The 24,110-nt window shown below is 58.2% G+C and carries 30 protein-coding genes; 15 read left to right on the top strand and 15 right to left on the bottom strand.

Annotated features, from left to right (window positions below):
* Positions 1 to 140 precede the first annotated feature (140 nt).
* The 4 genes from AC1D0N_RS22235 (at position 141) to AC1D0N_RS22220 (ending at position 1,804) form a co-directional block, all read left to right on the top strand.
* Positions 141 to 479, top strand: a complete 339-nt coding sequence (locus AC1D0N_RS22235) for a conjugal transfer protein TraD (protein WP_477247658.1) — start codon at positions 141 to 143, stop codon at positions 477 to 479.
* A 1-nt stretch (position 480) separates the two neighbouring features.
* A complete protein-coding gene (locus AC1D0N_RS22230; RefSeq protein WP_477247656.1) occupies positions 481 to 765 on the top strand; it encodes a conjugal transfer protein TraD in 285 nt (94 codons plus the stop codon).
* Between the two features lie 46 nt (positions 766 to 811).
* Positions 812 to 1,186 carry a recombinase family protein gene (locus AC1D0N_RS22225; RefSeq protein ID WP_477247654.1) on the top strand — a complete coding sequence of 125 codons (375 nt, stop codon included), beginning with the start codon at positions 812 to 814 and terminating at the stop codon, positions 1,184 to 1,186.
* A gap of 261 nt (positions 1,187 to 1,447) precedes the next feature.
* Positions 1,448 to 1,804 (top strand): hypothetical protein, encoded by a 357-nt coding sequence (locus tag AC1D0N_RS22220; RefSeq protein ID WP_477247652.1) that lies wholly within the window; start codon positions 1,448 to 1,450, stop codon positions 1,802 to 1,804.
* Positions 1,805 to 2,309: 505 nt separating this feature from the next.
* Here the strand turns inward: AC1D0N_RS22220 and AC1D0N_RS22215 are convergent.
* The 9 genes from AC1D0N_RS22215 to AC1D0N_RS22175 form a co-directional block, all read right to left on the bottom strand.
* Positions 2,310 to 2,513: a DUF6894 family protein gene (locus AC1D0N_RS22215; RefSeq protein WP_477247713.1), complete on the bottom strand. Its 204-nt coding sequence runs from the start codon at positions 2,511 to 2,513 to the stop codon at positions 2,310 to 2,312.
* Between the two features lie 844 nt (positions 2,514 to 3,357).
* Entirely contained in the window at positions 3,358 to 4,575 is a 1,218-nt protein-coding gene (locus AC1D0N_RS22210; protein ID WP_477247650.1) for a tyrosine-type recombinase/integrase, read from the bottom strand.
* A 327-nt stretch (positions 4,576 to 4,902) separates the two neighbouring features.
* A complete protein-coding gene (locus AC1D0N_RS22205; protein WP_477247649.1) occupies positions 4,903 to 5,571 on the bottom strand; it encodes a methyltransferase family protein in 669 nt (222 codons plus the stop codon).
* Positions 5,572 to 5,700: 129 nt separating this feature from the next.
* On the bottom strand, positions 5,701 to 6,732 hold the full coding sequence (locus AC1D0N_RS22200; protein ID WP_477247647.1) for a phosphatase PAP2 family protein: 1,032 nt from the start codon (positions 6,730 to 6,732) through the stop codon (positions 5,701 to 5,703).
* Between the two features lie 229 nt (positions 6,733 to 6,961).
* The gene (locus tag AC1D0N_RS22195; protein ID WP_477247646.1) at positions 6,962 to 7,486 is read right to left on the bottom strand and encodes an A24 family peptidase; all 525 of its coding nucleotides are present in this window, start codon (positions 7,484 to 7,486) and stop codon (positions 6,962 to 6,964) included.
* Positions 7,487 to 7,495: 9 nt separating this feature from the next.
* A complete protein-coding gene (locus tag AC1D0N_RS22190) occupies positions 7,496 to 8,044 on the bottom strand; it encodes a tetratricopeptide repeat protein (RefSeq protein ID WP_477247644.1) in 549 nt (182 codons plus the stop codon).
* A gap of 53 nt (positions 8,045 to 8,097) precedes the next feature.
* Positions 8,098 to 9,054 carry a type II secretion system F family protein gene (locus AC1D0N_RS22185; protein ID WP_477247711.1) on the bottom strand — a complete coding sequence of 319 codons (957 nt, stop codon included), beginning with the start codon at positions 9,052 to 9,054 and terminating at the stop codon, positions 8,098 to 8,100.
* Between the two features lie 12 nt (positions 9,055 to 9,066).
* Positions 9,067 to 10,038 carry a type II secretion system F family protein gene (locus AC1D0N_RS22180; protein ID WP_477247642.1) on the bottom strand — a complete coding sequence of 324 codons (972 nt, stop codon included), beginning with the start codon at positions 10,036 to 10,038 and terminating at the stop codon, positions 9,067 to 9,069.
* A complete protein-coding gene (locus tag AC1D0N_RS22175) occupies positions 10,038 to 11,429 on the bottom strand; it encodes a CpaF family protein (protein ID WP_477247640.1) in 1,392 nt (463 codons plus the stop codon). Before AC1D0N_RS22175 ends, AC1D0N_RS22180 begins: the two co-directional genes overlap by 1 nt.
* Positions 11,430 to 11,944: 515 nt before the next feature.
* On the opposite strand from AC1D0N_RS22175, the gene AC1D0N_RS22170 reads away from it, so the two are divergent.
* From AC1D0N_RS22170 to AC1D0N_RS22125, 10 genes are all read left to right on the top strand, one after another.
* Entirely contained in the window at positions 11,945 to 12,160 is a 216-nt protein-coding gene (locus AC1D0N_RS22170) for a Flp family type IVb pilin (RefSeq protein ID WP_477247639.1), read from the top strand.
* A gap of 89 nt (positions 12,161 to 12,249) precedes the next feature.
* Entirely contained in the window at positions 12,250 to 13,308 is a 1,059-nt protein-coding gene (gene cpaB / locus AC1D0N_RS22165) for a Flp pilus assembly protein CpaB (RefSeq protein ID WP_477247637.1), read from the top strand.
* 33 nt (positions 13,309 to 13,341) lie between these two features.
* On the top strand, positions 13,342 to 14,787 hold the full coding sequence (locus AC1D0N_RS22160) for a type II and III secretion system protein family protein (RefSeq protein WP_477247635.1): 1,446 nt from the start codon (positions 13,342 to 13,344) through the stop codon (positions 14,785 to 14,787).
* Complete coding sequence (locus AC1D0N_RS22155; RefSeq protein ID WP_477247633.1) at positions 14,774 to 15,055, top strand: hypothetical protein; 282 nt, start codon at positions 14,774 to 14,776, stop codon at positions 15,053 to 15,055. Before AC1D0N_RS22160 ends, AC1D0N_RS22155 begins: the two co-directional genes overlap by 14 nt.
* Before the next feature lie 72 nt (positions 15,056 to 15,127).
* Complete coding sequence (locus AC1D0N_RS22150) at positions 15,128 to 16,669, top strand: TadE/TadG family type IV pilus assembly protein (protein WP_477247632.1); 1,542 nt, start codon at positions 15,128 to 15,130, stop codon at positions 16,667 to 16,669.
* 5 nt (positions 16,670 to 16,674) lie between these two features.
* Complete coding sequence (locus tag AC1D0N_RS22145) at positions 16,675 to 17,202, top strand: TadE/TadG family type IV pilus assembly protein (protein WP_477247630.1); 528 nt, start codon at positions 16,675 to 16,677, stop codon at positions 17,200 to 17,202.
* Positions 17,202 to 17,843: a TadE/TadG family type IV pilus assembly protein gene (locus tag AC1D0N_RS22140; RefSeq protein ID WP_477247709.1), complete on the top strand. Its 642-nt coding sequence runs from the start codon at positions 17,202 to 17,204 to the stop codon at positions 17,841 to 17,843. Before AC1D0N_RS22145 ends, AC1D0N_RS22140 begins: the two co-directional genes overlap by 1 nt.
* Entirely contained in the window at positions 17,840 to 19,003 is a 1,164-nt protein-coding gene (locus AC1D0N_RS22135; RefSeq protein WP_477247628.1) for a CpaE/TadZ family protein, read from the top strand. Before AC1D0N_RS22140 ends, AC1D0N_RS22135 begins: the two co-directional genes overlap by 4 nt.
* Positions 18,987 to 19,577 carry a L,D-transpeptidase gene (locus AC1D0N_RS22130; RefSeq protein ID WP_477247626.1) on the top strand — a complete coding sequence of 197 codons (591 nt, stop codon included), beginning with the start codon at positions 18,987 to 18,989 and terminating at the stop codon, positions 19,575 to 19,577. The genes AC1D0N_RS22135 and AC1D0N_RS22130 overlap by 17 nt, the downstream gene beginning before the upstream one ends.
* A complete protein-coding gene (locus AC1D0N_RS22125) occupies positions 19,574 to 20,167 on the top strand; it encodes a hypothetical protein (protein WP_477247624.1) in 594 nt (197 codons plus the stop codon). Before AC1D0N_RS22130 ends, AC1D0N_RS22125 begins: the two co-directional genes overlap by 4 nt.
* A gap of 122 nt (positions 20,168 to 20,289) precedes the next feature.
* On the opposite strand, the gene AC1D0N_RS22120 is transcribed toward AC1D0N_RS22125, so the two are convergent.
* The 6 genes from AC1D0N_RS22120 to AC1D0N_RS22095 form a co-directional block, all read right to left on the bottom strand.
* Positions 20,290 to 20,829, bottom strand: coding sequence for a hypothetical protein (locus AC1D0N_RS22120; RefSeq protein WP_477247622.1), 540 nt, complete (start codon positions 20,827 to 20,829; stop codon positions 20,290 to 20,292).
* Positions 20,830 to 21,629: 800 nt separating this feature from the next.
* Complete coding sequence (locus AC1D0N_RS22115; RefSeq protein WP_477247620.1) at positions 21,630 to 21,824, bottom strand: hypothetical protein; 195 nt, start codon at positions 21,822 to 21,824, stop codon at positions 21,630 to 21,632.
* A 348-nt stretch (positions 21,825 to 22,172) separates the two neighbouring features.
* The gene (locus AC1D0N_RS22110) at positions 22,173 to 22,388 is read right to left on the bottom strand and encodes a Flp family type IVb pilin (RefSeq protein WP_477247618.1); all 216 of its coding nucleotides are present in this window, start codon (positions 22,386 to 22,388) and stop codon (positions 22,173 to 22,175) included.
* 309 nt (positions 22,389 to 22,697) lie between these two features.
* Positions 22,698 to 22,814: a hypothetical protein gene (locus AC1D0N_RS22105; protein ID WP_477247707.1), complete on the bottom strand. Its 117-nt coding sequence runs from the start codon at positions 22,812 to 22,814 to the stop codon at positions 22,698 to 22,700.
* 170 nt (positions 22,815 to 22,984) lie between these two features.
* Positions 22,985 to 23,257: a hypothetical protein gene (locus AC1D0N_RS22100; RefSeq protein WP_477247616.1), complete on the bottom strand. Its 273-nt coding sequence runs from the start codon at positions 23,255 to 23,257 to the stop codon at positions 22,985 to 22,987.
* 10 nt (positions 23,258 to 23,267) lie between these two features.
* Positions 23,268 to 23,456 (bottom strand): hypothetical protein, encoded by a 189-nt coding sequence (locus tag AC1D0N_RS22095; RefSeq protein WP_477247614.1) that lies wholly within the window; start codon positions 23,454 to 23,456, stop codon positions 23,268 to 23,270.
* Positions 23,457 to 23,758: 302 nt separating this feature from the next.
* Between AC1D0N_RS22095 and AC1D0N_RS22090 the strand changes: the two genes are divergently transcribed.
* Positions 23,759 to 24,109 (top strand): hypothetical protein, encoded by a 351-nt coding sequence (locus AC1D0N_RS22090; RefSeq protein WP_477247613.1) that lies wholly within the window; start codon positions 23,759 to 23,761, stop codon positions 24,107 to 24,109.
* Position 24,110: the final 1 nt, after the last annotated feature.

Here is a 24,110-nt window from a genome sequence, read left to right as displayed (position 1 = left end):
CGTCAAAGCGCACGTCGGCACGACGTATAAGCGCGCCCTCCCTCGAAAAAATCTCGGGAGCGACTAGCCCGTCCCGAGCCATCCTGGCAACCCTGGAGCATTCGGCAAAATGCTCACCTATCATCATGCATCGACAACTCATGGAGACGACGATGCGCAAACCACGGGACTTTGATGCGGAACTGAAGGCGCTGGAGGACAGGGCGCGCGAACTGAAGACCCGCAAAGTGCAGCAACTCGGCGAACTGGTGATCGCCACCGGCGCCGATGCGCTCAGCGCCGAGGAATTAGCAGGTGCGCTGATCGTGCTGGCGGAGACCAAAGAAGCCGGAAAGCGGGAGGCATGGGCGAAGCGCGGGGCTGCCTTCTTTCAACGCCGGTCGGGGCGGACTGCACAGGCGACTGACCGCGACGCTGACGGCACTCCGGCGCGATCGGACAGACCGCAACCGGCATCAGGCGGGACGGGCGCGGCATGATATGCGCACATGGCAGGTCGAACGCCGTAAGCGCACGCGGCATCTGATCGAACTGGGCGGCCTCGTGATCAAGGCCGGGATTGTGGACCTCACCGGCGATGATCGCGCCACCATCCTCGGCGCTCTGCTCTGGATGGCCGGCAAGCTCAAAAGCGATCAGGGTGAACACTCCCGCGAGCTATGGGCCGCAAAGGGGAGGCAGGCGTTCGAGGCGTACGCGGCAACACACAAAGGGAAAACGGAGTCTGAACCATTGGAGGCTGAACACACTGCGTTCCGCTCGTGAACGCTAGAATGCTGAAGCAAACGATATCGACACTGGGCGGTAAGCTATGAATAGCAAAGCTTTGAGCCAGGCTGTGGCTTATCTTCGAACCTCGTCTGCAGCCAACGTCGGTGCCGACAAAGACAGCGAACGGCGCCAGGGCGAGGCCGTTGAGGCGTTTGCCCGGTCAAACGGCTACGAGATCATCGAGAGATACTACGACGCTTCGGTGAGCGGTGCCGATGCAGTCACAGCGCGCGCCGGTTTTTCCGCGATGCTCGAGCGCCTTCTGCCAAATGGCGTGCGCACCATTTTGGTTGAGAACGCGTCGACTCGACATCCCTGGCATGGAAAGCACCGTAGCCACCCACGTCGTCGTAAGGCGGCTCCGGTGGCGACGAGGTGGCGACGGTCTGGGCTTGCCAATGCACGCACATGGTAACAATTTCACCGCAACAAGCCGATCATCGGGTGGATGCCGGTTTAGAATGACACGTTTGGTGCTGATAGGGTCGATCTGCTCCGGCAAGTCCACGATTGCGGAGTGCCTCTCCGACCGTTTGTCACTGCGCAACATCCCGCTCGATCTCGTACGTTGGGGATACTATTACCAGATCGGCTATGACCGGCGGGAAGAGTGGCAGCGTGTCAAGGCAACGGGCTGGCGTGCACGTTTCGACTACTGGAAACCGTTCGAGGCGTCGTGGAGCAGGTGCTTCTCGACTATCCGGATACGATCATCGACTTCGGCGCAGGTCACTCGGTCTATGAGGACGACCTGCTTCTGGCGCGCGTCCAGACCGCGGTCAAGCGCGCTTCACATGTCGTTTATCTGCTGCCCTCGCCAGATATCGAGCGCTCGCTGGACATCTTATGCGCTAGGGCTGAGGTACCGGAAGACGAAAGGGCGGATTTTGTCGCATTAAACCGGCCGTTCTTGGACCACCCGTCAAACGCGTCACTGGCGACGGCAACGTTCTACACCGATGGCTACAGTGTCGATGAGACCTGTGAGCAGATTGCCCGCATACTCGACAGCCAAGCGCCGCCGGTGAGTTAATCGCTTGCACCCATCGAACCGGGACATCACCCTTCGTAATCTCGCAGGAATGGCATCATGGACAAGAAAGAAGTCGCCCGTGAAATAATGCAGATCGTCAGAACTGATCTGGCGAGTGCCAGGGATGCATTACATCAGAGAGAGCCATCCTGGCGAACTATCGATACCGCAATGTCCAAATTGAGGAGGATTGCCTCTATCTTGGAGCATGGGGACAGAGAGCCTCCGAAAGCTGCCGACTGATTTGATGTGGAGTGGGCCGGGGGGTATCAACACACAAGGTAAGGGATCGCAGAACCCGCAAAGTGCGGTGGGAAGGCGGTTGGGCTGATCTACACGCCGGACAGCACGCCGAATGCCTATCGCAAGGCAAGCCAATGACCGACAAGCCGCCCAAGGATATCACCGGGCATGGATGCGTCGTTCATTCGGTGGACGGTACAGGGCCGATCAAACCCCCCTACGGTTGGTAGCGCCGTCTAAGCGGGCGTCTTGACGTCTAGTGTTAGGCTGAGCCGCAACACCGGCTTGTGGTCGTCACGGACCTCTGTCGAAAGAACGCGGTGTTCTGGCCGCTCAATATCTTCGCCAGTTCGGCCAATGTTCTGATGGCGTCGAGCCCAGCGGTTTCGAGGTCATCTACCTCTGTTCCCTCTATGTCAGGGATCAGCTTGTCGTTGTCGCGATAGTCGAAGTGGTAAATCGCCATTTGGCGAAACGCAGCCACTGCCCAACTGGTTGGGGTACGAATTAACCACAGCCAGAGGCGACCCATAGAGGCTAGCGTCCGATGATCCGGCTTAGGCAAGGATGCGCTCGCTTACGGCTGGATAGTGCCAGTCCGAATGATCCATTCCAGCAAGTCGGAATCGATGTCATCGCTATCCGTATAGTCACGGATCAAAAGCGCAGCCTCATCCCGCCATCGGTCCTCTGGAATGCTCTTTTCGATGACGGATTTAACGAAGGAGCGGCGAATGACGTCGCAGTCGAAAGCCGATACCATTACTGGCTGGGGCATGATGGCGAAATACCGTTTTCCATACAATAGAAATGCGGACATATTTTCCGAACAACAATGGCTATCTGTTTAGCCTTGAAATCTCGCAGAAGCGATACGACTAGAAAACGGTCGTTTTCCGCACAAGACGGTCGCTTATGGCCGAAGAGCGAAAGTCAGACCTTAAGAGTAGGCATAATCAGACCAAGCGCCGGCTTGTTGCTAGCGAGCAATAGGCGTGCTTTTCCTGTACGGCTACAGCAACGGCGTCGTAGAACTGGCTTCATTCGCTTTCCACCGTCTGCGCTCTATCACCCGTCGCATGGCAGGGGAAACGATGCGTCGAGCATTATGATCCAGCATGCCCATCGGGTGTCGAGCGGGATTGTTGTGCACCGGATCATCGTGCTGCTTTGATTCGAGACGGTGTTTCCATTCAGAGGCCACCATCAGCGAATGTCGGGTATCGGTGGTTGGCAACCAACTTACCTTCAAATCGCACGCCCCTGGCTCGTTGCTTTCTATAATCTGACGAGGCAAACGGAGCAGAGCCTCAACTGGAGTCCTCATTACTGGGTTCGCCACCGAATACGAGAACATACGAAGAATATGGCTGGGCGAACCACCCTCTAACTGATTGATCTTGTTGCAAAGACGGCGTCCCTTCGCGCCCGCCATTATCGTTATTTTTCGGTTTGACAATTTTTGTTCCAGCTCCGTGCCCGGCGATGGCATTCATCGCTTCGCGCGCCAGGCGCATCTGATCGACGGCCTCGGTGTAGCGAACGATCTCGTCAAGCTTTTTGTGGCCCGTGATTGCCTTGATCTGGTGGGGCGTGCAGCCGGCTTGGGCAAGCCGTCGGCTGCAGGCTTTGCGCAGACCGTGTGGTGAAAGCCCTATGGCACCGATTGCCAGATCCTCGCGCAAACCCGCTTCGCGGACACAGACCCGGAACCAATTGGTGAAAGACTCAGGCTGGAATGGCTTTCCGTATTGCGTCAGAAGAAATGTGAGGTTGTCCGGAGGTAGGGTCTCTAGCGTGGCTTTGAGGTATGGATGAAGCGGAATCGAGACGGCCGTGCCTGTCTTTTGCTGCCGAATGGACAGGACGTCGTTCTTGACGTGCTGCCGACCCATACCAATCACGTCTGAGCGACGCTGACCGGTGAACAGCAGAAGGTCGAGAGCGAGGCGGGCGCGAGTACCCTCTGTATGCGCGGCATAGAACGCGACAATGTCCTCCTCCTCCCAGGTAATGAACCCGCTCGACCTGATTTTCATGCGCCGTATCCGGATCGTTGGATCGTCCTTGCGCATCCCCATATCGATTGCGCGCCCCATCAGCAGCTTCATCATCTTCAGAAGTTCGTTGGCCGCTCCGGGATGTTCAGCCTTCTTCTCCATCATCTTGAGGACGTGCTTGCGCTCGATCCTCGCGACCGAGTCAATGCCGTTTTCAATACGAATGCGCTCGAGTGCGCTCCGATACGTCTTTTGACTCGCCTTGGCTAGATTTCTGAAATCTGCGCTGCCGTAATAGGAGAGGATCAGCGCCCCGATTGAGCCGGGCTGGGTTCGATTAGCTCCTATCTTGGTTGTGGGCGCCGCCCTGCCGGCTTCCCACGCTTTGAGTGCCGCCCCATAGGCATCCATGAACTCCGTCGAGTATGGAAGACCTGGGAGGGTAGTATTCGACTGTCTGAAATAGTGCCGCGGCTGGCCGGTTCGATCAACAAAGGCTTTGACGTGCTTCGGCAGCTTATGCTTCATCGGACGGAGCCGATCCAAATCGTTGACGGAGTTTGAGACTCGGATATCCCGCTCAGGCCGTCAAGCGCCCTCTCGAGTGCGCGCACTTCCCTCTACCCGCTCCAGCACTTAGCCCAGAAACGGCGAAATTTGGGACGGTCTTGGCAGGCTCAAGTGGCGGATTTGCTCGTCACCGGGGCAACGACAGTTGTCAGCTCGATTCTACCGTCGGCCGGCACAGCGACTATTTGTAACAAGGTAGCCTCGCGCGTATCATTCGCTCAAAGAAGGTTCGGCTCCAGCGTGGAATAGCCGAGCCTCGACCGTGGCCTGCAAAATGGCTGTCCGCTATCGCTTGTCAACCACCGGTGTAGCCGTCCAAAAAATTCTCGGCAAAAGCATAGGGACGCGCCGAGCATATTCATCATACTCGGGAAAGGTGTGCCGCAGGATGGCTTCTTCATTTCTCGCGCGCCGGTACTGCAAAAGAAATTGGAGGACACCTAGCGCCACCATCAGCACAGAAAGATGCGAAATGACCATCCCGACAACGAAGGCAGCCTCACATACGTACAGCGGATGGCGGACAATTGAATATGGGCCTGTGGTGACCAGACGCCGGGCCGTTGCCATAATCGAGAAAGAGCGGCCGAGCCAGTAGAGACAAAATATCGAACTTGCCGTGCCGACGAAGATCAAGCAAAGAGCCACCAGCTGTGCTGCTTCACTTTCCAGCGCCGGCGTCAGAAACATTGCCACCAACATCATGAAAGATCCGGTTACCGAAATAACCCTCGGTTCAATTCCCCGGGCCGTTCCCTTCGGCGGGATGCGGCCGACTGTCATGAAAAGCTGCAGCGCCAAGAAAATTGTGGCGGCGACTTGAGTGACAACAGCCAGACTATTTGCCGAGATGTCCTGACGGAAATAGATAAACAGAGGAGCCGCGCTCAATATCACCAAAGCCGTCATTATAAGGACGATGGCGATGCGGCCGAAAAAATCCTCAGTTAACATTTTGCCAAGCCTCCCGAAGAGGCATTGAAACACCAGTTCTACGCTTCTGCAAGAAGATGGTTGCCAAAGAGTTAACGCCTGCATTGACCTTTGGCTAGGAGCGGGCGATCCCGTAGGTCGGGCGACTGGTTACCACAACTGGACTCGCGAAAATCGCCCAGCGACCATCCATATGATCGGCGTGGCCAGCATCGACGCATATCCGTCAATCCCATAATGCCAAGCGAGATGCACAGACCCTAACTGAATCATAATCAAGAAGGCGAAACCGGCCCAGCGCGCGAGGCCGCCAAAGCGCCAGAGATATATGGCGTTCAGAGTTGCTATGGCGACGTGGAGCGAAGGAAAGGCTGATATGCCACTGCCCACCCGTGGGCCGTCCAACGCCGCGTTGGCAAGCAGCATCCTCTGTGTCCTCAGAGCCCATATTGGATAGGTGGCGTCGGTTGTCTGAAGATAATTCATGAGTGGAGAGAATGTAGTGTCGCCGTAAAACGGACCGAGGAAGGCCGGTCCGACCGAAGCGAATGCAGTAGCCACAAAATTACCAAGAACCGCCCAAGTGAGAACGAACGCCACCAAATATTGAGCGCGCACACGAACATTCTTTGTCGAGAAAGTTATACAAAACAATATAATGAACATTACAGCAAACCAAATATTGTAGAAAAAATTCAGAGCGAAAATCACTGGACCGTTCCCGATCAGGGGGTGCAATACGCGCCAGGCATCGACACCGCCATGGATTGTCCTGTCGATCGCTATGATCGTAGGGTCGGCATAGAATGGCACCATTCTGCTAAGGCCGTCCTTGATGCTGGTAAACAGCGAAAAAAAGACAGGCAGCACCAGCGCGACCGGCACGCCTATGGTGAGGCGGTTGGGGAGATCATTCGCCAGCAAGCGATCTCTGAGAGCAGGAAGCAGCCGTTTTGGCCGCTGCAACATGACCTGCGCCGAAATCACAGCAAACAGGCTAATCGTAACGCCGGCCCCAAATAGTAGGAACAGCAGACCGTAGAGTTCGAAGTCGATCGGAATGCGCCAATGCCTTGCGGCCGCAAGCGCTGCCAGTGCATAAATGATCACCGCCACAAAGAACGGCTGATTGCTGCGCCATGCTGCCGAACTGTTGCGAACCATTATCCCAACTATGGACATCAGCATCGACCTAGGACTTTGAAGACAGGCTCTGCGCCGGCCGACCGGCAAGGCGCCGCTCTGATATGCGGGCGAACTCCCGGCCTGATTGATTGAGAGCGGCGCGATCCGGCGTAGCAGTTGCACACTGGTTCATACCCGCTCGACACCCGGTGAGTATGCCAGTTAGCCCTAAAGAAAAGATTGCAAGAGCCCAGATCCATGAGCGTACGTCGCCAGACTCTGATTTTCAGATCGCGGGGCCAGGGTGGGGTGTCAAATTGGCGTAGATCAGAAACGCTATCGTACAAATCGCGGCCATCGAAATCGCCACGCCAAACGGCACTACGCCCTTGCGATCCAGATGTCGAACGTAGAGGCGAAAGGCGCCTTCGGGCAGCATCAAAGGGTTTTTCACGATCACCGCCAACGCGACGGCAAAAAGCAGCAAAAGTCCGGAAAACACGATAAGATCGCTGCTCCCGATCAGAAAGGGTATGACTGCCATCAGCTTGACGTCACCGGCACCAATCTTGCGCAACGCCCAGAACGGGAAGAGTACAACAAACAACAACAGCCCAGCGAGCGCGCTCATACCCATGTTCCACCACGACCCGGACTGAAGCGATAAAAGCTGCAGCGATCCGGCGCCCAGGCAAAGAAGAAGCAGCACGGCGCGGTTGGATATTTTCTGGGTAGTAAAGTCGAGCCATGCGATCCTTGCCAGGAGGGGGATGGCGAGTGCTTTCAGAAGCAGCGATGCGGCAAGCAACATGCTGGCGCCTTACCGCTCGATATTCTGCACGCTGGACGACAGCAGCTTCAGATTGTTGGCCACGGTCGGATCGTTGGGCGCCAGTTCGTATGCCTTGAGGAAATTGCTGCGAGCGTCCTGCAGCTTGCCCCGTAGCAGATAGGAATAGCCGACATTGTTGTAATATTCGGGCGTCGCACCAACCAGCTTGAAGGCTCGGCCATAGGCCCGGTCAGCCAGGTCGAAGCGATGGATCCGGTCGCAGGAGGCGGCCAGTCCCATCCAGGCGTTGCCATCATTGGGCGCCAGTTGCGTAGCCTTGAAGAACAAGGCGCCGGCATTGCCGTAATTTTCCGCGCGGAACTGGTTCTTGGCCTCGGCAACGGCCTGGTCCGAGGCATAATATTCGACGTCGCCAACCGTTTTCAGCCCGTCGAACGCATCGCCAAAGGCCGTCACGTCGCCTTTGGAGGGTTCGTTGGTGCGAACGACGCCGTCCGCAGTGTCAGCTCCATTCGTCTGACAGCCGACAAGTGCCATCATCAACAGGCTGGCTACGACTGCAATTGGCCTTTTCATACAGTTTTCCCCGAGGGTCCTCGACCCATATTAAGACCTAAGCATAAGCGCAACTAGAAGAAAACGCCTTTCATGCGGATGATCACCGGCAACATGATGACCATCAACACAACCGGGAATATGCATAGCCCCAATGGAACCATCATCTTGACCGGCAATGCGTTGGCGCGTTCCTCTGCATGAAGAATTCTCTGGCTGCGCATTTCGTCGCTGTAGACACGCAATGCGTCGGTCAGGCTGGTGCCGAGCTCTTCCGATTGCCGGAACAACACCGCCAGGGCCCGCGCCTCGTCAAGGCCGATGCGGTCCGCAAGCTCGCGCAGAGCTTCGCGCAACGGCTTGCCGGCGCGCAATTGCAGATTCATGATCGTAAGCTGGATACCGAGCCATTTGTGTGTGCCGGCCAGTTCGTTGCTGACGCGCTCGACCGCCGCTTCCAGGCTCATGCCAGCGTCGGCGCAAGTGATCATCATGTCCATGAAATCGGGAAAGCCGCGGCGATAGACCTGCTTCTGGGTATTCTCAAACCGATCGAGCATGATGCTCGGAATAACCAGACATGCGAGCCCGAGTAAGGCAGCGCCGGCCAATGCGAAAAGGCCGGGCAACTGCGGCGGCAATACCCGTGACAGGACCGCATAGGTGGCTAAAAAGCCGACGGCGACTGCACAGATGCGCGACAAGGTATAGATTAGGGGCGCGCTGGAATGATAGAACCCTGAGCGAAACAGCTTGGCCTCAAGCGCGTTTGGCTCCCCTCGCTCTTTCTCGACCGTGCGAAAATAGGCATCAATCGGTCGCTGCGCCGAGATTCTGGCGAGTTGCTCCTGACCGGCAAGCGAACGACGATCGGCAATCCCCTCCGCCATAAGGCTTTGTACGACCAGCCTTCGCGTCTGCAGCACTGGCAGGATGAGAAGAGCGCCGAACAGGAAAAGCGCCACTGCCGCCAGGAAGACAGCAATCGAGACGAGAAGGCTCAGATCCGGTGGGTTCGAAAAAAGGTTGATGGCTTGCTCCTGTCAAAAGTCGAAATTGACCATTCGATACATGATGAAGTCGCCCAAGAGTGCCCATGTCCCGAAAATCACAAACACAGGATAGACGAGCGGGTTGTGCCAGATGCCGCCATAATAGCTCGGGGCGGTGATCTGAAGGATCAAGAACATTACAACCGGGAACAGCGAGATAACCCACGCGGATACGCGGCCCTCGGCCGAAAGCGCCCTGATCTTCATCCGAAGCTTTTGCCTCTCGCGCAACACCTGCGACAGATTGTGGAGAATTTCGGTCAGATTGCCGCCTGTCTTGGCTTGGATGGAGAGTGATACCGAAAGCAGATGCAGGCCTTCGAACCCAACGCGTTGCGAAAGTTTGCGCACCGCGTTTTCAAGGCTGAGGCCGAAAGTGATTTCGTCGGAAACGATGCCGAATTCGGTTCCGAGCGGATCGGGCATTTCACGGGCGACGAGATTAATTGCGACGGAAGCCGGATGGCCGGCGCGCAGGGAACGGACGATCATGTCGAGCGCGTCGGGCAGCTGCTTGGCAAATTTTTGGATACGTTTGTTGCGGGCACGCCGAAGGACAAGAATCGGCAGGGCAAAACCTACCAGCAGAAAAGCAATCACCGCTATGACACTGGATAAGCCGAGAAGTAATGAAAGGACCAACGCCAATACCAGTCCGGCAAGGAGGAACATGGCTGCGAAAGCGAGCGGATTGCCGGTGACGCCAGATTGTGTATACAGCCGGTTCAGCGTAATCGCGCCGAAAATGAAGTCGCCCTTGTCCGTCAATCCACGTTCGCGCAAGAGGCCTTGCAGCGTCTTCTCGGCCGGGGCCTCCTCTGCCAAGCGTTTGAGCCGCCGATTGATCGTGCCAATTCTGACACGCCGCCCAGCATACGACACGTAAAGGGACTCGGCGGCAAGGATCACAGATGCTGCCGCCAGCACATAGATGAAATAGAGTAGCGTCTGACCGGTAGGCATCAAAGTGAAACCTGCGGATTGAAGGCATCCTTCCCGAAGTGAAGGCCGAGCGTCGCCGCCTCCTGGGCAAAACGCGGACGAATGCCGGTGGCACGAAAATCACCGATGATCTTGCCGTCCGCCGCCACCTCGCGGCGAACGAAATGATAAAGTTCCTGGAGCTGGACGACATTACCTTCCATGCCGGTCAGTTCCGATATGGAGATAACCCGCCTTCCACCGTCGGACAGGCGCTGCGTCTGAACGACGATGTCCACAGCGGACGCGATCTGCGCCCGTATCGAATCATTTGTCATCGGCATGCCGGCCATGCCGACCATCTGTTCCAGGCGAGACAACGCATCGCGCGGTGTGTTGGCATGGATGGTGGTCATCGAGCCTTCATGGCCGGTGTTCATCGCCTGCAGCATGTCGAAGGCTTCCTCGCCGCGAACCTCGCCGACGATGATGCGATCCGGCCGCATGCGAAGCGCGTTCTTCAGCAGTTCGCGTTGTCGAACCTCGCCCTTGCCCTCGACATTGGGCGGGCGTGTTTCCAAACGGCCAACATGCGGCTGCTGCAATTGCAGTTCCGCCGCATCTTCTATGGTGATCAGGCGCTCGGTGGCCGGAATGTAGCTCGACAAGGCGTTGAGCAAGGTCGTCTTGCCACTGCCGGTGCCGCCTGAAACCAGGATCGACTTGCGCGCCTGCACCGCGATTCGCAGCAGATCGACCATTGGCTGGCGAATCGAATTGAACGCCATCAGGCGTTCGAGCGAATAGGGGTTCTTCGAGAATTTGCGGATCGAAACCAGCGGGCCATCCACCGATATCGGCCGCACCGCTATGTTGACGCGCGAGCCGTCTTCCAGTCGCGCATCGACCATTGGCGCCGATTCGTCGACGCGCCTGCCGATGGCCGAAACGATCTTGTTGACGATTCGCAGCAAATGCGCCTCGTCGCGGAAGCGGATCGAGGTTTCCTCAATGACACCCCGCCGTTCGACGAAGACGCGCTTGTGGGTGTTGATCAGGATGTCGGAAATCGACTCATCCTTGAGCAGTGGCTCGATCGGCCCGAGACCGAGCATCTCGTCGGCGGTGTCGCCGGTCAACTGATCGAGCTCGCGCGCATTCAGCGGCACGTTGCGAGCGCGTACGAACTCGCGCACGATCGGTCGGATCTCGTTCAGGATCTCATCCTTCGATGCCGTTTCAAGCGTGGCGAGATTGAACCGGTCGATGAGGTGACGATGGAGCTCGACCTTGAGCGTCAGGAAATCGTCGCCATGAGATTCCGTGTCGGCCGCAGGAGAAAGCACCGGAGCCATTGGCACCACGGCCGCCCTCGACTGGAGCGCTGGCTCGCCCCGCGGCTCGTTTGGCCCCTTGATGAATCGGCCTAACATGATGTTGCGTCCCCGTTGCGATCCCGAGCGTGAAACTAAGCGTTAACCACGGGTGGCACAAGCGCCCAGAGGGGCGACGCGCGGACAATACTTGCAACATAGTTAAAGGGCGTTCGAAAAAAATCGTTTTATTTTGACCGAGGATTCGTCCGTCTCTCGCATTTCGAGTCTTCACGGAACGTTTCGCGTCGCAACAAAATGGTAGACAGCCGGCAATTGGCCATAAACCCTTAGATATAAACGATTATGCAGTATGGCTAATATGGTCATCCGTTGGACGTAGGTGCGGCAGAATTGTGAACGAATGGTTAAGGGCGCTTGAAAAATTAATCGAATCAAGCTCTTGGTAGAATTGAAATGTCGTCTGACCTGGTATTGGAGGGTTAAGGAACTGTTAATCCGTTTGACTCTGCTTTTTCGCGAGACTTAGGATTGAGATGACGGGGGATGCTTGGGTATGGATTTCATCCCGTGCTCTGTCTCGTCGGGTTCAACCTCCAAAGGGAGAAATTGGCATGAAGAAGCTCATGACGATGGCCCGGCAGTTCCGCGACGATGAAAACGGGGCTGCCATGGTCGAGTACTCTATCCTTATCGGCATTATCGCTGCGGCATCGATCCTTGTGATCATCGCGATCGGCGCGTGGGTTGGTGGCCAGTTCACCGGCCTTTGCGCCACGCTCAATGGTCATGGCGCGGTCGGCCACACTGTTTGCGCCGCCGCCACTTGATTTTTGAACTCAGGCCCGGGTCGTGGATCCGGGCCTGAGCCCGTTATCGGCGGGTAAGCTCCCGCATTTGGGTTTTGGGGTTTGGATCCATGCGCGCCAACACACTTATCATGATTGTTCTCGCCGGCGTATTTGGTGTGCTGGCGGTCGTGCTCGCCAATATATGGCTGGCCAGCCAGCGCGGCGCCATGGCGCGGACTGATGACGTCCAGCGCGACACGGTGGTGGTAGCGGCAGTGGCGCTGAAGTTCGGCGACACGCTGACGTCCGACAAGCTGCGCGAAATCGCCTGGCCCGCGGGCGCGGTTCCAACCGGCGCCTTCAAGACGACGAAAGACTTGCTGGCAGGCGAAGGCACAAAGCAGGCGCTGCAGGCGATCGGCGCCAACGAGCCAATTATCGCAACCAAGATCACCGGCCCCGGCCAGCGCGCTACGCTTTCTGCTGTCCTCGGCGACGGTATGAAAGCCGTTTCCATCAGGGTCAACGACGTGCTCGGCGTTGCGGGCTTCGTCTTCCCTGGTGATCGTGTCGATGTGCTGCTGACGCGCACGGTGCACAATGCCGATGGTGCGGATCAAAGTTTTGTCGACGTGCTGCTGCAAAGCATGAAGGTACTCGCCGTCGACCAGGTCGCCGATGAGAGCAAGGACAGCCCGACCGTGGTGAAAGCGGTGACGCTCGAAGTCAGCACCAAGGACGCTCAGAAGCTTACCCTGGCCGCCGGCGCGGGCCAGCTGTCGCTGGCACTTCGCCAGGCCGCCGCCAGCAAGGGCGAGACGACCGAACGCGTCACGCTTTCAGACTTGTCCGGAGAAACACCGGCCGACGTAGCCGCCAGGCAGGCCGAACTCGACAGGAAGGCAGCGGCAGAAGCCGAGGCCGCCGCGGAGCGCAAGCGTGCCGACGACAAGATCGCTGGGTTGGCCCAGGCTGTCGAACAGGTTGGAAGCAAACTAGACCAGTTGGGCAAGGTCAAGCCGGCTCCGGTCGTTGTTGCGGCACCCGCACCGCAGGAAATCGTCAAGGAAGTTATCAAGTATGTGGAGCCGGAACCGCCGAAGAATGTTACAGTCGGCGTGTTTCGGGGCGTGAAGCTCGAATCCTATGAAGTGCCGCGACAAAAACAACAGGCTGCGGTAAATTGAGGGCTGCCAAGGCAGCATTTTAGGGAGACGAGTATGCGGGGGTTTTGGGTGAGGATGGCGGCGGCCGCGCTGTCCTGTATGGCGGTGCTGCTGACGTGGGGTCTTGCCGCCGACGCTGCCGACCGCTTCATTGATGTCTCCAACCCCAGCGTCCATCGAATCTTCCTGCCCATGTCACAGTCGGTGACCCTCCAGGTGAGCGCCAATCTCGGCGATATCGTCGTCGGCGACGAGAAGATCGCCGATGCCCAGCCGATGACCGACCGGACGCTTTATGTCATCGGCAAGAGCGCCGGCACCACCACGGTCAATCTCTTCTCCCCGGAAAAGCGCTCGCTCGGCGTCATCCAGATCGAAGTCGGCGTCGACGTCAGCGACATGGCGCAGGCGATCCGCCAGGTGGCGCCCAGGGCGCGCATCGAGATCGGTTCGATCAACGGCAAGGTCCGGCTTGGCGGTCACGTCAAGGATGGCGCTACGCTGGCGTCGATCCTTGAGGTGGCGCAGCAGTATGGCCCCGACGCCATCATCAACTCCGTCATTGTCGACGATAGCCAGCAGGTGAATCTGGAAGTGCGTGTGCTTGAGGCCAAGCGCAACGCCGGCCGCGATCTTGGCGTGTCGATCAGGAGCACGAATGGCAGCGGCACAACCCGTACAGGGACGGGCATCGCGGCCGCCGACAAAGATAATGTAGTGCTCGGCCCGGGCGATCTGCTCAGCGGCCTACTGTCGACCAGCAATCCCTTCGCGGCGCTGATTACGCGCGTCATTGACAGCAACATCAAGGTAGACCTGATCATTGAAGCGCTCGAGGCCAAGGGCGTCGTGCGCACGCTGGCTGAACCCAATCTCACCACGCTTTCGGGCGAGCCAGCCAGCTTCAACGCCGGCGGCGAAGTGCCTATCCGTGTCGTCGGCAATGATGGCCAGATAACCATCACGTACAAGCAATTCGGCGTCAATCTGCTGTTCACGCCGGTCGTACTCGACGACGGCAAGATCCATATGAAGCTGGCGCCGGAAGTGAGCGACCTCACCGGTTTCACCACCGCCGGCGACCCGATCTTCACCAACCGTAAGTTGGAGACCGTCGTCGAACTGCGCGACGGCCAGAGTTTCGCGGTCGGCGGGTTGTTGTCCAGCAAGACCACCAAGCTGCAGAACCAGGTGCCGTGGCTCGGACAGGTGCCGGTCATCGGCTCGCTGTTCCGGAATTCGAGCAACCAGAAGGAAGAGACTGAACTCGTCGTCATCGTCACGCCGCATATCGTGCGGCCGGTCAAGCCCGGCGAGCAGCTGGCGACGCCGTTCGACAAGACGCGACCCGCCAACGACCCGGAATTCTTCATCCTCGGTCAGCTCGAAGTGAACAAGGACATGATCCGAAAATATGAAACGGGCGACGGCGTCACAGGCCCCTATGGCCACATGCTGGACTTCAAATCGAAGGACAAGATGCTTTATGTCAAGAAATAGCGTCCTGATTCTCCTCTTGTGCGCTGGCGCGCTTACGGGCTGTGCCGCCGACTATCTCAATCACTACGACACGGTGACGCTCGCCGCCGGCGACACGCAGAAATTCAATTCGCTGCTGCAGACGGTCGATCCGCTCAATCCGAACTCGAAGAACACACATATCGAAGGCGACGGCACGCGGGCTGCGCTTGTTGCCCACAACTACAAATTTCCACCGCCACCACCACCGCCGCCGGCGATTACGGTCAATGTCGGCAACACGAATTGAACAGAAGGATGCGATTTCAGCGCGGCAGGCCAAACGAGGGGTCCTGGCGTCAGGGGAGCTAAGAGTAAGGCCATGTTGCGAACCATTCGCGCGTTCTGGCACGATCAAAGGGGAATAGCGCTGATACTGTTCAGCATCATGCTGCCGGCAATCGTCGGCTTTTCCCTGCTGGCGATCGACATGAGCCGGGTCAACAACCTGCACAACGATATCCAGAAGGGCACTGACGCCCTGGCGCTTGCCGCCGCAGCCGAGCTAAACGGCAGGTCCGATGCATGGACTCGCGCCCAGAACGCCCTTGGGAATCTGATCTCAAATGACACCACATTCTCGGACGGCGGTATTGTCACTCTGCCCGGCAGCGGTGCAACCACCGTCGATACGACCTACTCGGCTTGCCGCTCGAGGGGACAGATCTCCTGGTGTTTCCTGTCAAGCATACCGGCAAGCGATGCCACTCTGATTACGTCAGCAAACTATGCGGCCTCGGCAGCCGTTACCCGGTTCATCATGGTGGAAGCCCAGCCGGAAACTATGACAACGATCTTCCCGATCTCTTTTCTTTCCGGGAACTCAGCTGCCAGCGGCTTCAGCTTTGGAGCGGTTTCGGTAGCGGGCTTCACATCAGGCGTGTGCAATTACACACCGGTCTTCATGTGCAACCCGTATGAAATGGTGAACGGCACCAATTCGGCGGGTGGAGCGACGCTCGAACAAGCCGTGACGGATCCGGCAGTTCATCGCCGGCTCATCGAACTTCGGATGGTAGGGAACAATGCCGCCTATGGGCCCGGCAATTTCGGCTTCCTGCAGCCGCCGGACGGTGTCGGCAATGGTGCGCAGGCGCTTGCCCAGACGATTGCCACGTCGACACCACTTGGCTGTTATTCAGCACAAGGCGTCAGCACAAAGACCGGCCAGAACAACGGCCCGGTCCAGGATGCGTTCAACGTTCGCTTCGGGATCAACGCCAGCGGCAATGCCTTCAACAGCCCGGAATATGGTCCGGCTGCGAATGTCCGCAAGGGCGCATCAACGGGCGGTAATGGCAATGGCAACGGCAACGGCAACGGAAACCAATGCCCTTCCTACAATCAGTTGACGTTCAACGGGACCGGCAACATGGGCCTGCCCCGGGATGCCACCACGCCCTACATAGGCGGGCGCATGGGCGACGGAGACTGGAATCTGTCCGGTTACTGGAGCACCAATTTCGGCTCCACCAGCTACCCCTCTGCCTGGAACACGACCAAGCCGACTCGATACCAGGTCTATAAATACGAGATTGCAAACGGCCTGGTTGGGACCGCGTCTACAGGCGGCGAGGTGGGAACTCCGCCGAGCTCCTGCCAGCCTCCGGTGACTTCCGTCGATCGTCGCTTGCTCTACGGCGCGCTCCTTAACTGCAACGCCCTTCAGGCCGCCGGCAACAATTTGAGCGGCAACAGCACCAACCTTCCCGTAGAAGCCTTCGCAAGTTTCTTTATGACGGAACCCGTTCCAGGTGCCTCGGCCGGAGGGTCGGTTTTTGTCGAACTCGGCGATATTACAGGCCGTGGCGGACAGGGAACGCTGGACAATTTCCTGCGCGACGAAGCGCAGCTCTACCGGTGACGGCCATGACAAAAATCCTTTCCCTATGTCTAAGACGCTTTCGCCTGGACCAGCGCGGCACGGTTCTTATCGAGATGGCGCTGGTCGCACCGCTGATGGTGCTGCTGTCTGCTGGCGTGTTCGAGTTTGGCAGGTTCATCCACGACAAATTTCTGATGGAAGCCGGCCTTAGCGATGCCGCTCGCTTCGCCGCGCGCTGCAACAGCCAGCTCTACACGGATGCCGGGCTTTCTGCTATCAACTGCTCCGCCATTGCTGCAAGCATAGCCGTCTATGGAAAAGTGGGAGGAACGATAGCTGATACGCCGCGTGTCGATGGCTGGCTGGCGTCGGATGTAACTGTAAACGCCAGCACCTGCCAAAACGCGATCGCCAACGACGGCACCGTTCTATACCTTTCCACGACATCGCAGGTCTGCATCGTAACGGCGTCCACCAGCTTCCACTATCAGGACTTGGGCATGCTGTCGCTCGTTGGCGTTGGCTCCATCACCCTCGGCGGCACTCATCAGGAGCGGTTGATCCGGTTTTGATGATGCTAAAGCGGTTCGTGACATTGGAGGACGGCACGACGATGGTCGAAATGGCCATCGCAATGACGCTGCTGCTCACACTTACGCTCGGCTTCGTTGACTTCGGCTATGCGCTCTATCAGTGGAACTCAGCGACCAAGGCCGTACAGGCCGGCGCACGATTGGCCTCAATTTCCGACCCCGTCGCACCACAGATTTCGACAGCCGGTGCAACCACGACGCCAGGAGCCCCCGTGGTCGCCGGCTCTTTTGACTATCTTTGCGACGGCGCAAGCTCGACCTGCAGCTGCACCGGAGCCAATTGTGTGGCGGGCGTATGGTCAGCAGCCAACTTCAATCGAATCTTTCAAGGTGATGCAACTGGCGCAGGCACCTGCCCCGGACTTGCGGCGGGACAGCGGCCAGGGATGTGTCATTTCTTCCCGTTTCTGCAACCTGCGAACGTCGTCATTCACTACACGGCCACCGGCCTTGGCTATCAGACCCGGCTGGGTGGCCCCGTGCCGACAATCACCGTCAGCCTGCAGAACGTGACCTACCACTTCTTCTTCCTGGGCGGACTGCTCGGGTTCGACAATATGACCATGCCCTCCATGCTGAGCACGGTTACGGGCGAAGACATGAAGAGTAGCTCACCATGAATGCCATCAACACCAAGGTTCTGCCGACCAAACGAAAGCAGGTGGCGCTGTTCTCGTCGGATCCGAATTTCAAGCGCGATGTGGCGACGCGGCTCGATGCTCTGGCAATCTACGACGTCAGGGTTTCCGAGACGGGCGACTTCCTCAAGGGGCCGCCGGCCGACACGCGGCCTGGCATCGTCATCCTCGACCTTGGTCATGGCGAATTGCTCGGCCAGCCCGGCATCGTCGAGGCGCGCTCCAAATGGGCTACCGTGCCGCTGATCGCGGTCTCCGACGAGTTGACGCCGGAGCAGACGCGGGTGCTGGTGCGCATGAACGCCTCGGATTGGCTGCACAAGCCGCTCGATGGCAAGGAACTGCTCAACGCAGTCACCTTCCACGACACCGGCAACCAGGGCACCAAGAGCCGGATCATCACCTTCATCGGCGCCAGCGGCGGCGCCGGCGCGACAACGCTCGCTCTTTCCGCAGCCGAATTCCTGGCATCGAAATCGACAGAGCGGGGGGCTTCCACCTGCCTGGTCGACCTCGATTTCCAGAGCGCCAATTGCGGCGCCTATCTCAACCAGTTCAACCAATTCGACCTTGGCGGCATCATCGGCCAGCCGGAACGACTCGACGTCGAGCTGATGGATGTCATCAAGCTGTCGCGCCCGTCCGGGCTGACGCTCTATTCCTTCGAAAGGCCGCAACTGCCTTTCGAGCCGCAGGGCGCCGATTTCGTGTTTCGGCTGCTGGACCTCGTCGCCTACCGGTTCGACGACATCGTCATCGATCTGCCGAACATCGAGACGCCCTGGCACAATTCGGTGCTGTCGACGAGCGATGAGATCTTCATAGTCTTTGAGCTCAACGTCGCCTCGCTGCGGCAAGGCAAGCGGCTCTATAAGAAGATCCGTGAGTTGCGTGGCAATGCGGTCAGCATCACGCTGGTCGCCAACAAGCACAAGCGCAAATGGTTCGGGAATCACTTTTCGCGCAGCGAACTCGAAAAGATTTTCAAGGCGCCGCACATCAAGTCGGTCGCGCTGGACAATGCACTTCTGGCTGATGCCTTGAACCGTGCTATCCTGCCCGCGGAGGTGGATGGGCGTGCACGCTTCAACAAGGATCTGAAGCGGATGTTCAAAGAGCGGCTCGATGACGCTGCCAAGTAAGTATCGGATCGTCCAAGGATTGGCCGGCGCCTGCGTCATGGGCGTGGCGCTGGCGATGTCCGTCCAGGACTTCGCCTGCGCGCGATCGGCACTTTCGGATCGGCCGCCACTGCCGGCAATGGGCCCCAGCCTGCGCAAGACTGTCGCCTTCGAAACCACGGAACAACCCGGAACGATCGTTATCCGCAAGGGCGAGAAAGCGCTCTATCTGGTGACCCGGCAAGGCCAGGCGCTTCGCTATCAGATCAGCGTCGGACGCGACGGATTTGGCTGGACCGGAGTCGTCAAGGTGGGCGCGAAGACCGAATGGCCGGAATGGCGACCGCCCCGGGAAATGCGCGCCCGCCAGCCGGAGCTGCCGGAAATGGTGCCTGCCGGTCCCTACAATCCACTCGGCGCGAGAGCCCTCTATCTGCTTCGGGACGGGCGTGACACGCTCTACCGCATCCATGGCACCAACGATCCCAAAGGTGTCGGCTTCGACGGAACATCGGGGTGTTTTCGCCTTACCAACACCGATGTGATCGATCTCTTCAAGCGCGTCGCGGTCGGCGCAAAGGTGGTGGTCCAATGACGATGATCAGCGAGCCGGACATGCCGGCAATCGAGATTGGGGCGGCAACCCACATTGAAGAGCAGGCTGCCGTTGGGAAACCGAGTGACAGAAGCCTGATCGGCGCTGTCGTCATCGGCACGTCCCTGATCACCTTGGTGAACATAATAGCCGCGGTTTATCTCTACCGCGGCATCAGCGATATGCGCTTTTTGGAAGGGCGCCTGGAGCAACTCGGGACGTTCGAACAACGAATCGGGGGCCGGCTGGATACGGTCAACAACGGTTTTCAGAGCCGATTTGAAAAACTGGACAGTCAACTGCAGAGCAGCTTCGGTGAAATCAACCGGAGCATAGCCAGGCTGGAACAGAACCAGCCAGTTGCCGGCGACGAAGTCATGTCGAGCGCAGCGGAACCTTCGATGGTCGCGACCAGCGCCGTGGCGGAGGCACCCACCGTTATCGATGGTGAAGACGCAACCGACCCCAGCGGTGTCGATGCGCCGCGTCAGCCCAAAAGGAGGATCGCAGCCGCAGCGCCTGCCCCAAGCCCCGACTACCAGCGCATACAGCAGGCCGACGGCAAGGTTTACTACCGAAAGATCAACTAGCGCTGGAAACCGTGGGGCTGCCCAGAGCATGATCCCGAAAAGTGGGAACCGGCTTTCGGAAAAGATCATGCTTAAACAAAGACATAGAGCCCCATTCCGATTCCATCGGGATGGAACAGGCTCTAGAGATCTCGCTGCAGGGCAACAAGCCGCGCGGCCAGCGCTTCGGACCGCTGTCGGGTTTCGCTGAGGAAGGCGACATGACAGTAGGCGCATGCTGTCACACCCAGAAACAGCACAAGGCTGTTCTTCAAGGTGAAATCGACCATTAGTGAGAATGGAAGACCACCGGGTACCGTGAATGAAGCGATCGTGCTCGCTGTTTCGGAATGGCTGGTGACAGCGATCATCAACCCGGCGAAAAGCAGGGCGACGTGATTGGCAAGGAAGAAGAAGGCAGCCGACCTTTTTGTGCGGCACGCCATCCAGCAGACGATCGATGCGGCGGCCAGCATCGAGGCATCAAGGACCATCGACGCCCCCAGATAGAGATCGATCTGTTGCCAGAACATCGTCGACAGGGGCCTTAGTTCAAGCCAAATCCGCCACATTGTCGGACTGGCCGGATAGGCTCCCAACAAGAAAGTCGCCATGCGCTCCCCTGCCAGAATCAGCAGGATCAGAGCTGGGAAGGCAAAGAGCATTGTCGACTTGCGCTTCATGTCACCCTCGACGATCTGGCATTCAAGATAGATTGCAGAGGTTGCGCGAGGATTAACGGAGCGTGGGTGCTGCTGCGGCAGTGCAGCCGACTGCTCATGGCTGCCTGCAAATCACGCAAGAGCCATTTGTGGATAGCGCAGCCCTTAGTTGTTTTGGCTGAGCACGAGCGTCACCACCTTCGGCTCGACTCGTTGCAGACATCGTTCCGGAATATTGGGCCACGTCGCTTTGGCGCATCCCTCGTTCGCGACTGGCGCCGGAGCAAGCGAGAGTTCTGAGTTACGGGCTTCGTCGGCCGTCGATAGGAACACCTGCGTAGCCAGCGCAGTCGCCATGGATACCTGGACGAGGATGAGGGCGTAAGCAAATCGTCTGATCATCCGCTCGCAACGCTCAATTCGCGAAGTGGTTCCAACGTCGCGCCGCGCCAGTGTTAACTCATTGCGAGACCAATCGGCGCGTTTAACGGTTCAGAGGGGCAGCCGTCCCACGTCGAGGCCGCATTTCGTGGGGAGTGAACAATTGGCCCGCGGTTGGAAGGTTGCCTTTTTGTTTCGGGCGCAGCTGCCCGTTCGCAGCGGATGCGGCTTTTTTCAATCCGACGGGATTTGGATCGGCGAGGTTGGCGCCGCGGCTATCGAGGTCCCAATTTTATCGGCCTGCATTTGACAGAGAGCCGACATTCATGCTCGGGAACACGCTGCAACCCGGGCGCCACCTTGTGCGAAGCTAGCGTCGAGGCCGACCTCGCCACCGCCACCGCCACCGCCGCAGCCGTGCCCGGGCCAGGGATCAAGGATCAGAGAATCTCGTCCGGTTTGGGATCGAGAGGGTCGTGCAGGTCCTCAAGGGACAGCGTCGCATAGCTGATATGCTGGCCGACCGCCAACTTCGTGTCGTCCGGTATGCCTGTGGCAAGAAGTGCCCGCAGCGTGGCATCAAGCTGATCCATGATCTCCTGAGCAGCGTCTGCAATCGCATGCGTGCCGTCCATGTCGCACCCCGTCACTGACCGCGTAGCGGTAGCACGATCGCCACAAGCTGTAAGCTTAGCCGTTTGAGAGGGAGTTCGCTGGCGGCGATTAGTTCGCGGGCAGCGCCGACTGGCAACTGCTACCCGAGGTCTGCAGGCGAGCACGCGAGCGCGGCCGGCAGAAACGCGCGCTGGCGAGGCGCCCTACCTTAGCTGGTAGGGCCAAGGTCTTAGATTATGACGCAAAGGTCTGATCGGTCCTGTTCGCCGACTGGGGCTGGCGCGACGTAGCACCAGCCCCACGTTGCCGTACTTGGATCGGCCCAAACTTCCAAAGTTCAGAGGCCCGAACGCACTCTAGGCGACGAATCAGGTCGCGGCAGCGCAAACGGTATGGCCGACCGCACCATGACCATTGAGCGTGGCGCAAAGGCCGGTGAACTGACCGCCCACCCAAACACCGATGGCGATGATCACAAGGATCGACGCCGCGGCGATAATGCCGATAAGGATAGAGTACTCGACCATGGCAGCCCCGTTTTCATCGTCGCGGAACTGCCGGGCCATCGTCATGAGCTTCTTCATTTGACTTCCCCCTGTTACCGATTTTATCCGGACAGGGGGTGCTCGCAAGCTCAACCACCCGGTCCCGATGAATATCCTGTGCCGGGATGGTGCAGTGAGTCAATAATCCGTTAAGTCATTGTTAACATTTGACCTTCCGACGACGTCTCTTTGTCGTATCGTTTCCTAATATAAGGGATTGATAATGCTGGCTTTCTTGGCCAGCTTAACCATTCCATGCAAATGCTTGTGACAGGTCAAGCGCTGACATATCCTCTTATATCAACTGGCCGTTGATACTCGAAACAAGTATCAATCCCAGAACGGGATTTAGGACGGGATCCGGCAAATCGTCTCGCAGGCCAGCCCGTTGCCATCGCCATCCAGATGATCTGGACCCCACGGGCAGTTCTTGAGGTGCCAGGCAGCATCTTCACACGAATACATCTGTGAGCAGGCCAGCACGGGCTCGCAGGAACGGTTCACAAAGCCTTGGGGTTTTGGGTCAGGCTGATGGCGTTCGAATTGGTGCAGCACGAGTTGCGTTACAAAAGCGGCCACCGCTGCCGCCAGGAGGAGCAATAGCTTATTTTCGGAAACCCGTCGCCAAAACGCCATCAATGCCCCGCTTTTCGCCAGCCGGCCGCATCGGCCGTGCTACAGAACCACCGCTCTCCGTCCTTCAACAGGTTGATCAGGAAGCGTTGTCGGGAGTTGTAGCTGGCGTTGCAGTCCACGAGCGCGGGGTAGATCTGAAAGGCCAGGAGGCCGACAATCACCGCGATGCCGGCGACGACCTTTGCTAGATAGAACCACCGTCGACGGAGCTTTTTATGTCGAAGGCCTTTTCGCCAACGATCAGCCTGGTCGGCACCAATATCGAGTTTCACGTCCGACCCCTTACGCGGGCTGGAGCATCCCAAACGATGCCACAGCATCCTCGCTTGATCGGCCGGAATGTGCGCGCATCCTCAGCACGAGCAGCCGCGCGGCGGCAAACGGCGTCATGGCCAGGAAGGCGAACGTGACGGCCAGGAAGACAGACGGAATGCAGATCATCCCTCCAGGATCGAAGCAAACAGATTCCATGACGTTCCACCGTTACCCTTGGTGGCCTCCTCACGCCGTGCGCTAAGGATGGTCCTGCTCTTTTCCAAAAGCAAGGGATTGCTAATATGTCTCGCTGGAGATGGGGCATAGGGATGCTGAAACCTAGGAAGCCGCAGAAGGTCTATCATAGGCGGCGCGTCACTCGCTGCCGTTGTGGGCCTCTTGATATATTTGATAGGGTCGGGTTAACCGGCGCCGCCGCTGGCCGCGAAGTCCGACAACTTGGTCATGTTTCCGGCAACGCCCGTGCGGCCTTGGTCAAATCTTAATGGGAGGGAATCGTGAGAGTAATATTTATCGTAAGTCGAAATTTCTGTGGGGCAGCAGTGTTGGCATTGGCCTGCTCTATTTCCGTATCGGCCTCGGCAAAAACTTGCAACGTACAATGCCAGCTAACTGCATTGCAAAAAAAGGTAGATGATCTCCAGGCACAAGTAACTATTGACGCTGATACGGTGAAGGCACTTCAGGAAAAAGTGAGAAGCCTTCCCAACGCAGGTCTCTTGAATCACGTTGTGTTGAAGTCCACCAACAATCCGACGCTCTGCCTGGTGCAGCAAACGCCAGGCACCGGGGTCGCGATGGCAACGTGTCAGAATAGCAGTCTGGAGAAGTTCGACATGGTTCAGTGAG

It is taken from the genome of Mesorhizobium sp. P2_E10 (assembly GCF_056404235.1).
Note: the sequence above shows the minus strand (reverse complement) of the source record. Positions and strands in the feature narration are given on the sequence as shown.

Bases quoted from the DNA above. Each gene is read 5' to 3' on its own strand.
- AC1D0N_RS22235 (WP_477247658.1), top strand. From the start codon at position 141: ATGGAGACGACGATGCGCAAACCACGGGACTTTGATGCGGAACTGAAG.
- AC1D0N_RS22230 (WP_477247656.1), top strand. From the start codon at position 481: ATGCGCACATGGCAGGTCGAACGCCGTAAGCGCACGCGGCATCTGATC.
- AC1D0N_RS22225 (WP_477247654.1), top strand. From the start codon at position 812: ATGAATAGCAAAGCTTTGAGCCAGGCTGTGGCTTATCTTCGAACCTCG.
- AC1D0N_RS22215 (WP_477247713.1), bottom strand. From the start codon at position 2,513: ATGGCGATTTACCACTTCGACTATCGCGACAACGACAAGCTGATCCCT.
- AC1D0N_RS22210 (WP_477247650.1), bottom strand. From the start codon at position 4,575: ATGAAGCATAAGCTGCCGAAGCACGTCAAAGCCTTTGTTGATCGAACC.
- AC1D0N_RS22205 (WP_477247649.1), bottom strand. From the start codon at position 5,571: ATGTTAACTGAGGATTTTTTCGGCCGCATCGCCATCGTCCTTATAATG.
- AC1D0N_RS22200 (WP_477247647.1), bottom strand. From the start codon at position 6,732: ATGTCCATAGTTGGGATAATGGTTCGCAACAGTTCGGCAGCATGGCGC.
- AC1D0N_RS22195 (WP_477247646.1), bottom strand. From the start codon at position 7,486: ATGTTGCTTGCCGCATCGCTGCTTCTGAAAGCACTCGCCATCCCCCTC.
- AC1D0N_RS22190 (WP_477247644.1), bottom strand. From the start codon at position 8,044: ATGAAAAGGCCAATTGCAGTCGTAGCCAGCCTGTTGATGATGGCACTT.
- AC1D0N_RS22180 (WP_477247642.1), bottom strand. From the start codon at position 10,038: ATGCCTACCGGTCAGACGCTACTCTATTTCATCTATGTGCTGGCGGCA.
- AC1D0N_RS22175 (WP_477247640.1), bottom strand. From the start codon at position 11,429: ATGTTAGGCCGATTCATCAAGGGGCCAAACGAGCCGCGGGGCGAGCCA.
- AC1D0N_RS22170 (WP_477247639.1), top strand. From the start codon at position 11,945: ATGAAGAAGCTCATGACGATGGCCCGGCAGTTCCGCGACGATGAAAAC.
- cpaB (WP_477247637.1), top strand. From the start codon at position 12,250: ATGCGCGCCAACACACTTATCATGATTGTTCTCGCCGGCGTATTTGGT.
- AC1D0N_RS22160 (WP_477247635.1), top strand. From the start codon at position 13,342: ATGCGGGGGTTTTGGGTGAGGATGGCGGCGGCCGCGCTGTCCTGTATG.
- AC1D0N_RS22155 (WP_477247633.1), top strand. From the start codon at position 14,774: ATGTCAAGAAATAGCGTCCTGATTCTCCTCTTGTGCGCTGGCGCGCTT.
- AC1D0N_RS22150 (WP_477247632.1), top strand. From the start codon at position 15,128: ATGTTGCGAACCATTCGCGCGTTCTGGCACGATCAAAGGGGAATAGCG.
- AC1D0N_RS22145 (WP_477247630.1), top strand. From the start codon at position 16,675: ATGACAAAAATCCTTTCCCTATGTCTAAGACGCTTTCGCCTGGACCAG.
- AC1D0N_RS22140 (WP_477247709.1), top strand. From the start codon at position 17,202: ATGATGCTAAAGCGGTTCGTGACATTGGAGGACGGCACGACGATGGTC.
- AC1D0N_RS22135 (WP_477247628.1), top strand. From the start codon at position 17,840: ATGAATGCCATCAACACCAAGGTTCTGCCGACCAAACGAAAGCAGGTG.
- AC1D0N_RS22130 (WP_477247626.1), top strand. From the start codon at position 18,987: ATGACGCTGCCAAGTAAGTATCGGATCGTCCAAGGATTGGCCGGCGCC.
- AC1D0N_RS22125 (WP_477247624.1), top strand. From the start codon at position 19,574: ATGACGATGATCAGCGAGCCGGACATGCCGGCAATCGAGATTGGGGCG.
- AC1D0N_RS22120 (WP_477247622.1), bottom strand. From the start codon at position 20,829: ATGAAGCGCAAGTCGACAATGCTCTTTGCCTTCCCAGCTCTGATCCTG.
- AC1D0N_RS22115 (WP_477247620.1), bottom strand. From the start codon at position 21,824: ATGGACGGCACGCATGCGATTGCAGACGCTGCTCAGGAGATCATGGAT.
- AC1D0N_RS22110 (WP_477247618.1), bottom strand. From the start codon at position 22,388: ATGAAGAAGCTCATGACGATGGCCCGGCAGTTCCGCGACGATGAAAAC.
- AC1D0N_RS22105 (WP_477247707.1), bottom strand. From the start codon at position 22,814: ATGTATTCGTGTGAAGATGCTGCCTGGCACCTCAAGAACTGCCCGTGG.
- AC1D0N_RS22095 (WP_477247614.1), bottom strand. From the start codon at position 23,456: ATGGAATCTGTTTGCTTCGATCCTGGAGGGATGATCTGCATTCCGTCT.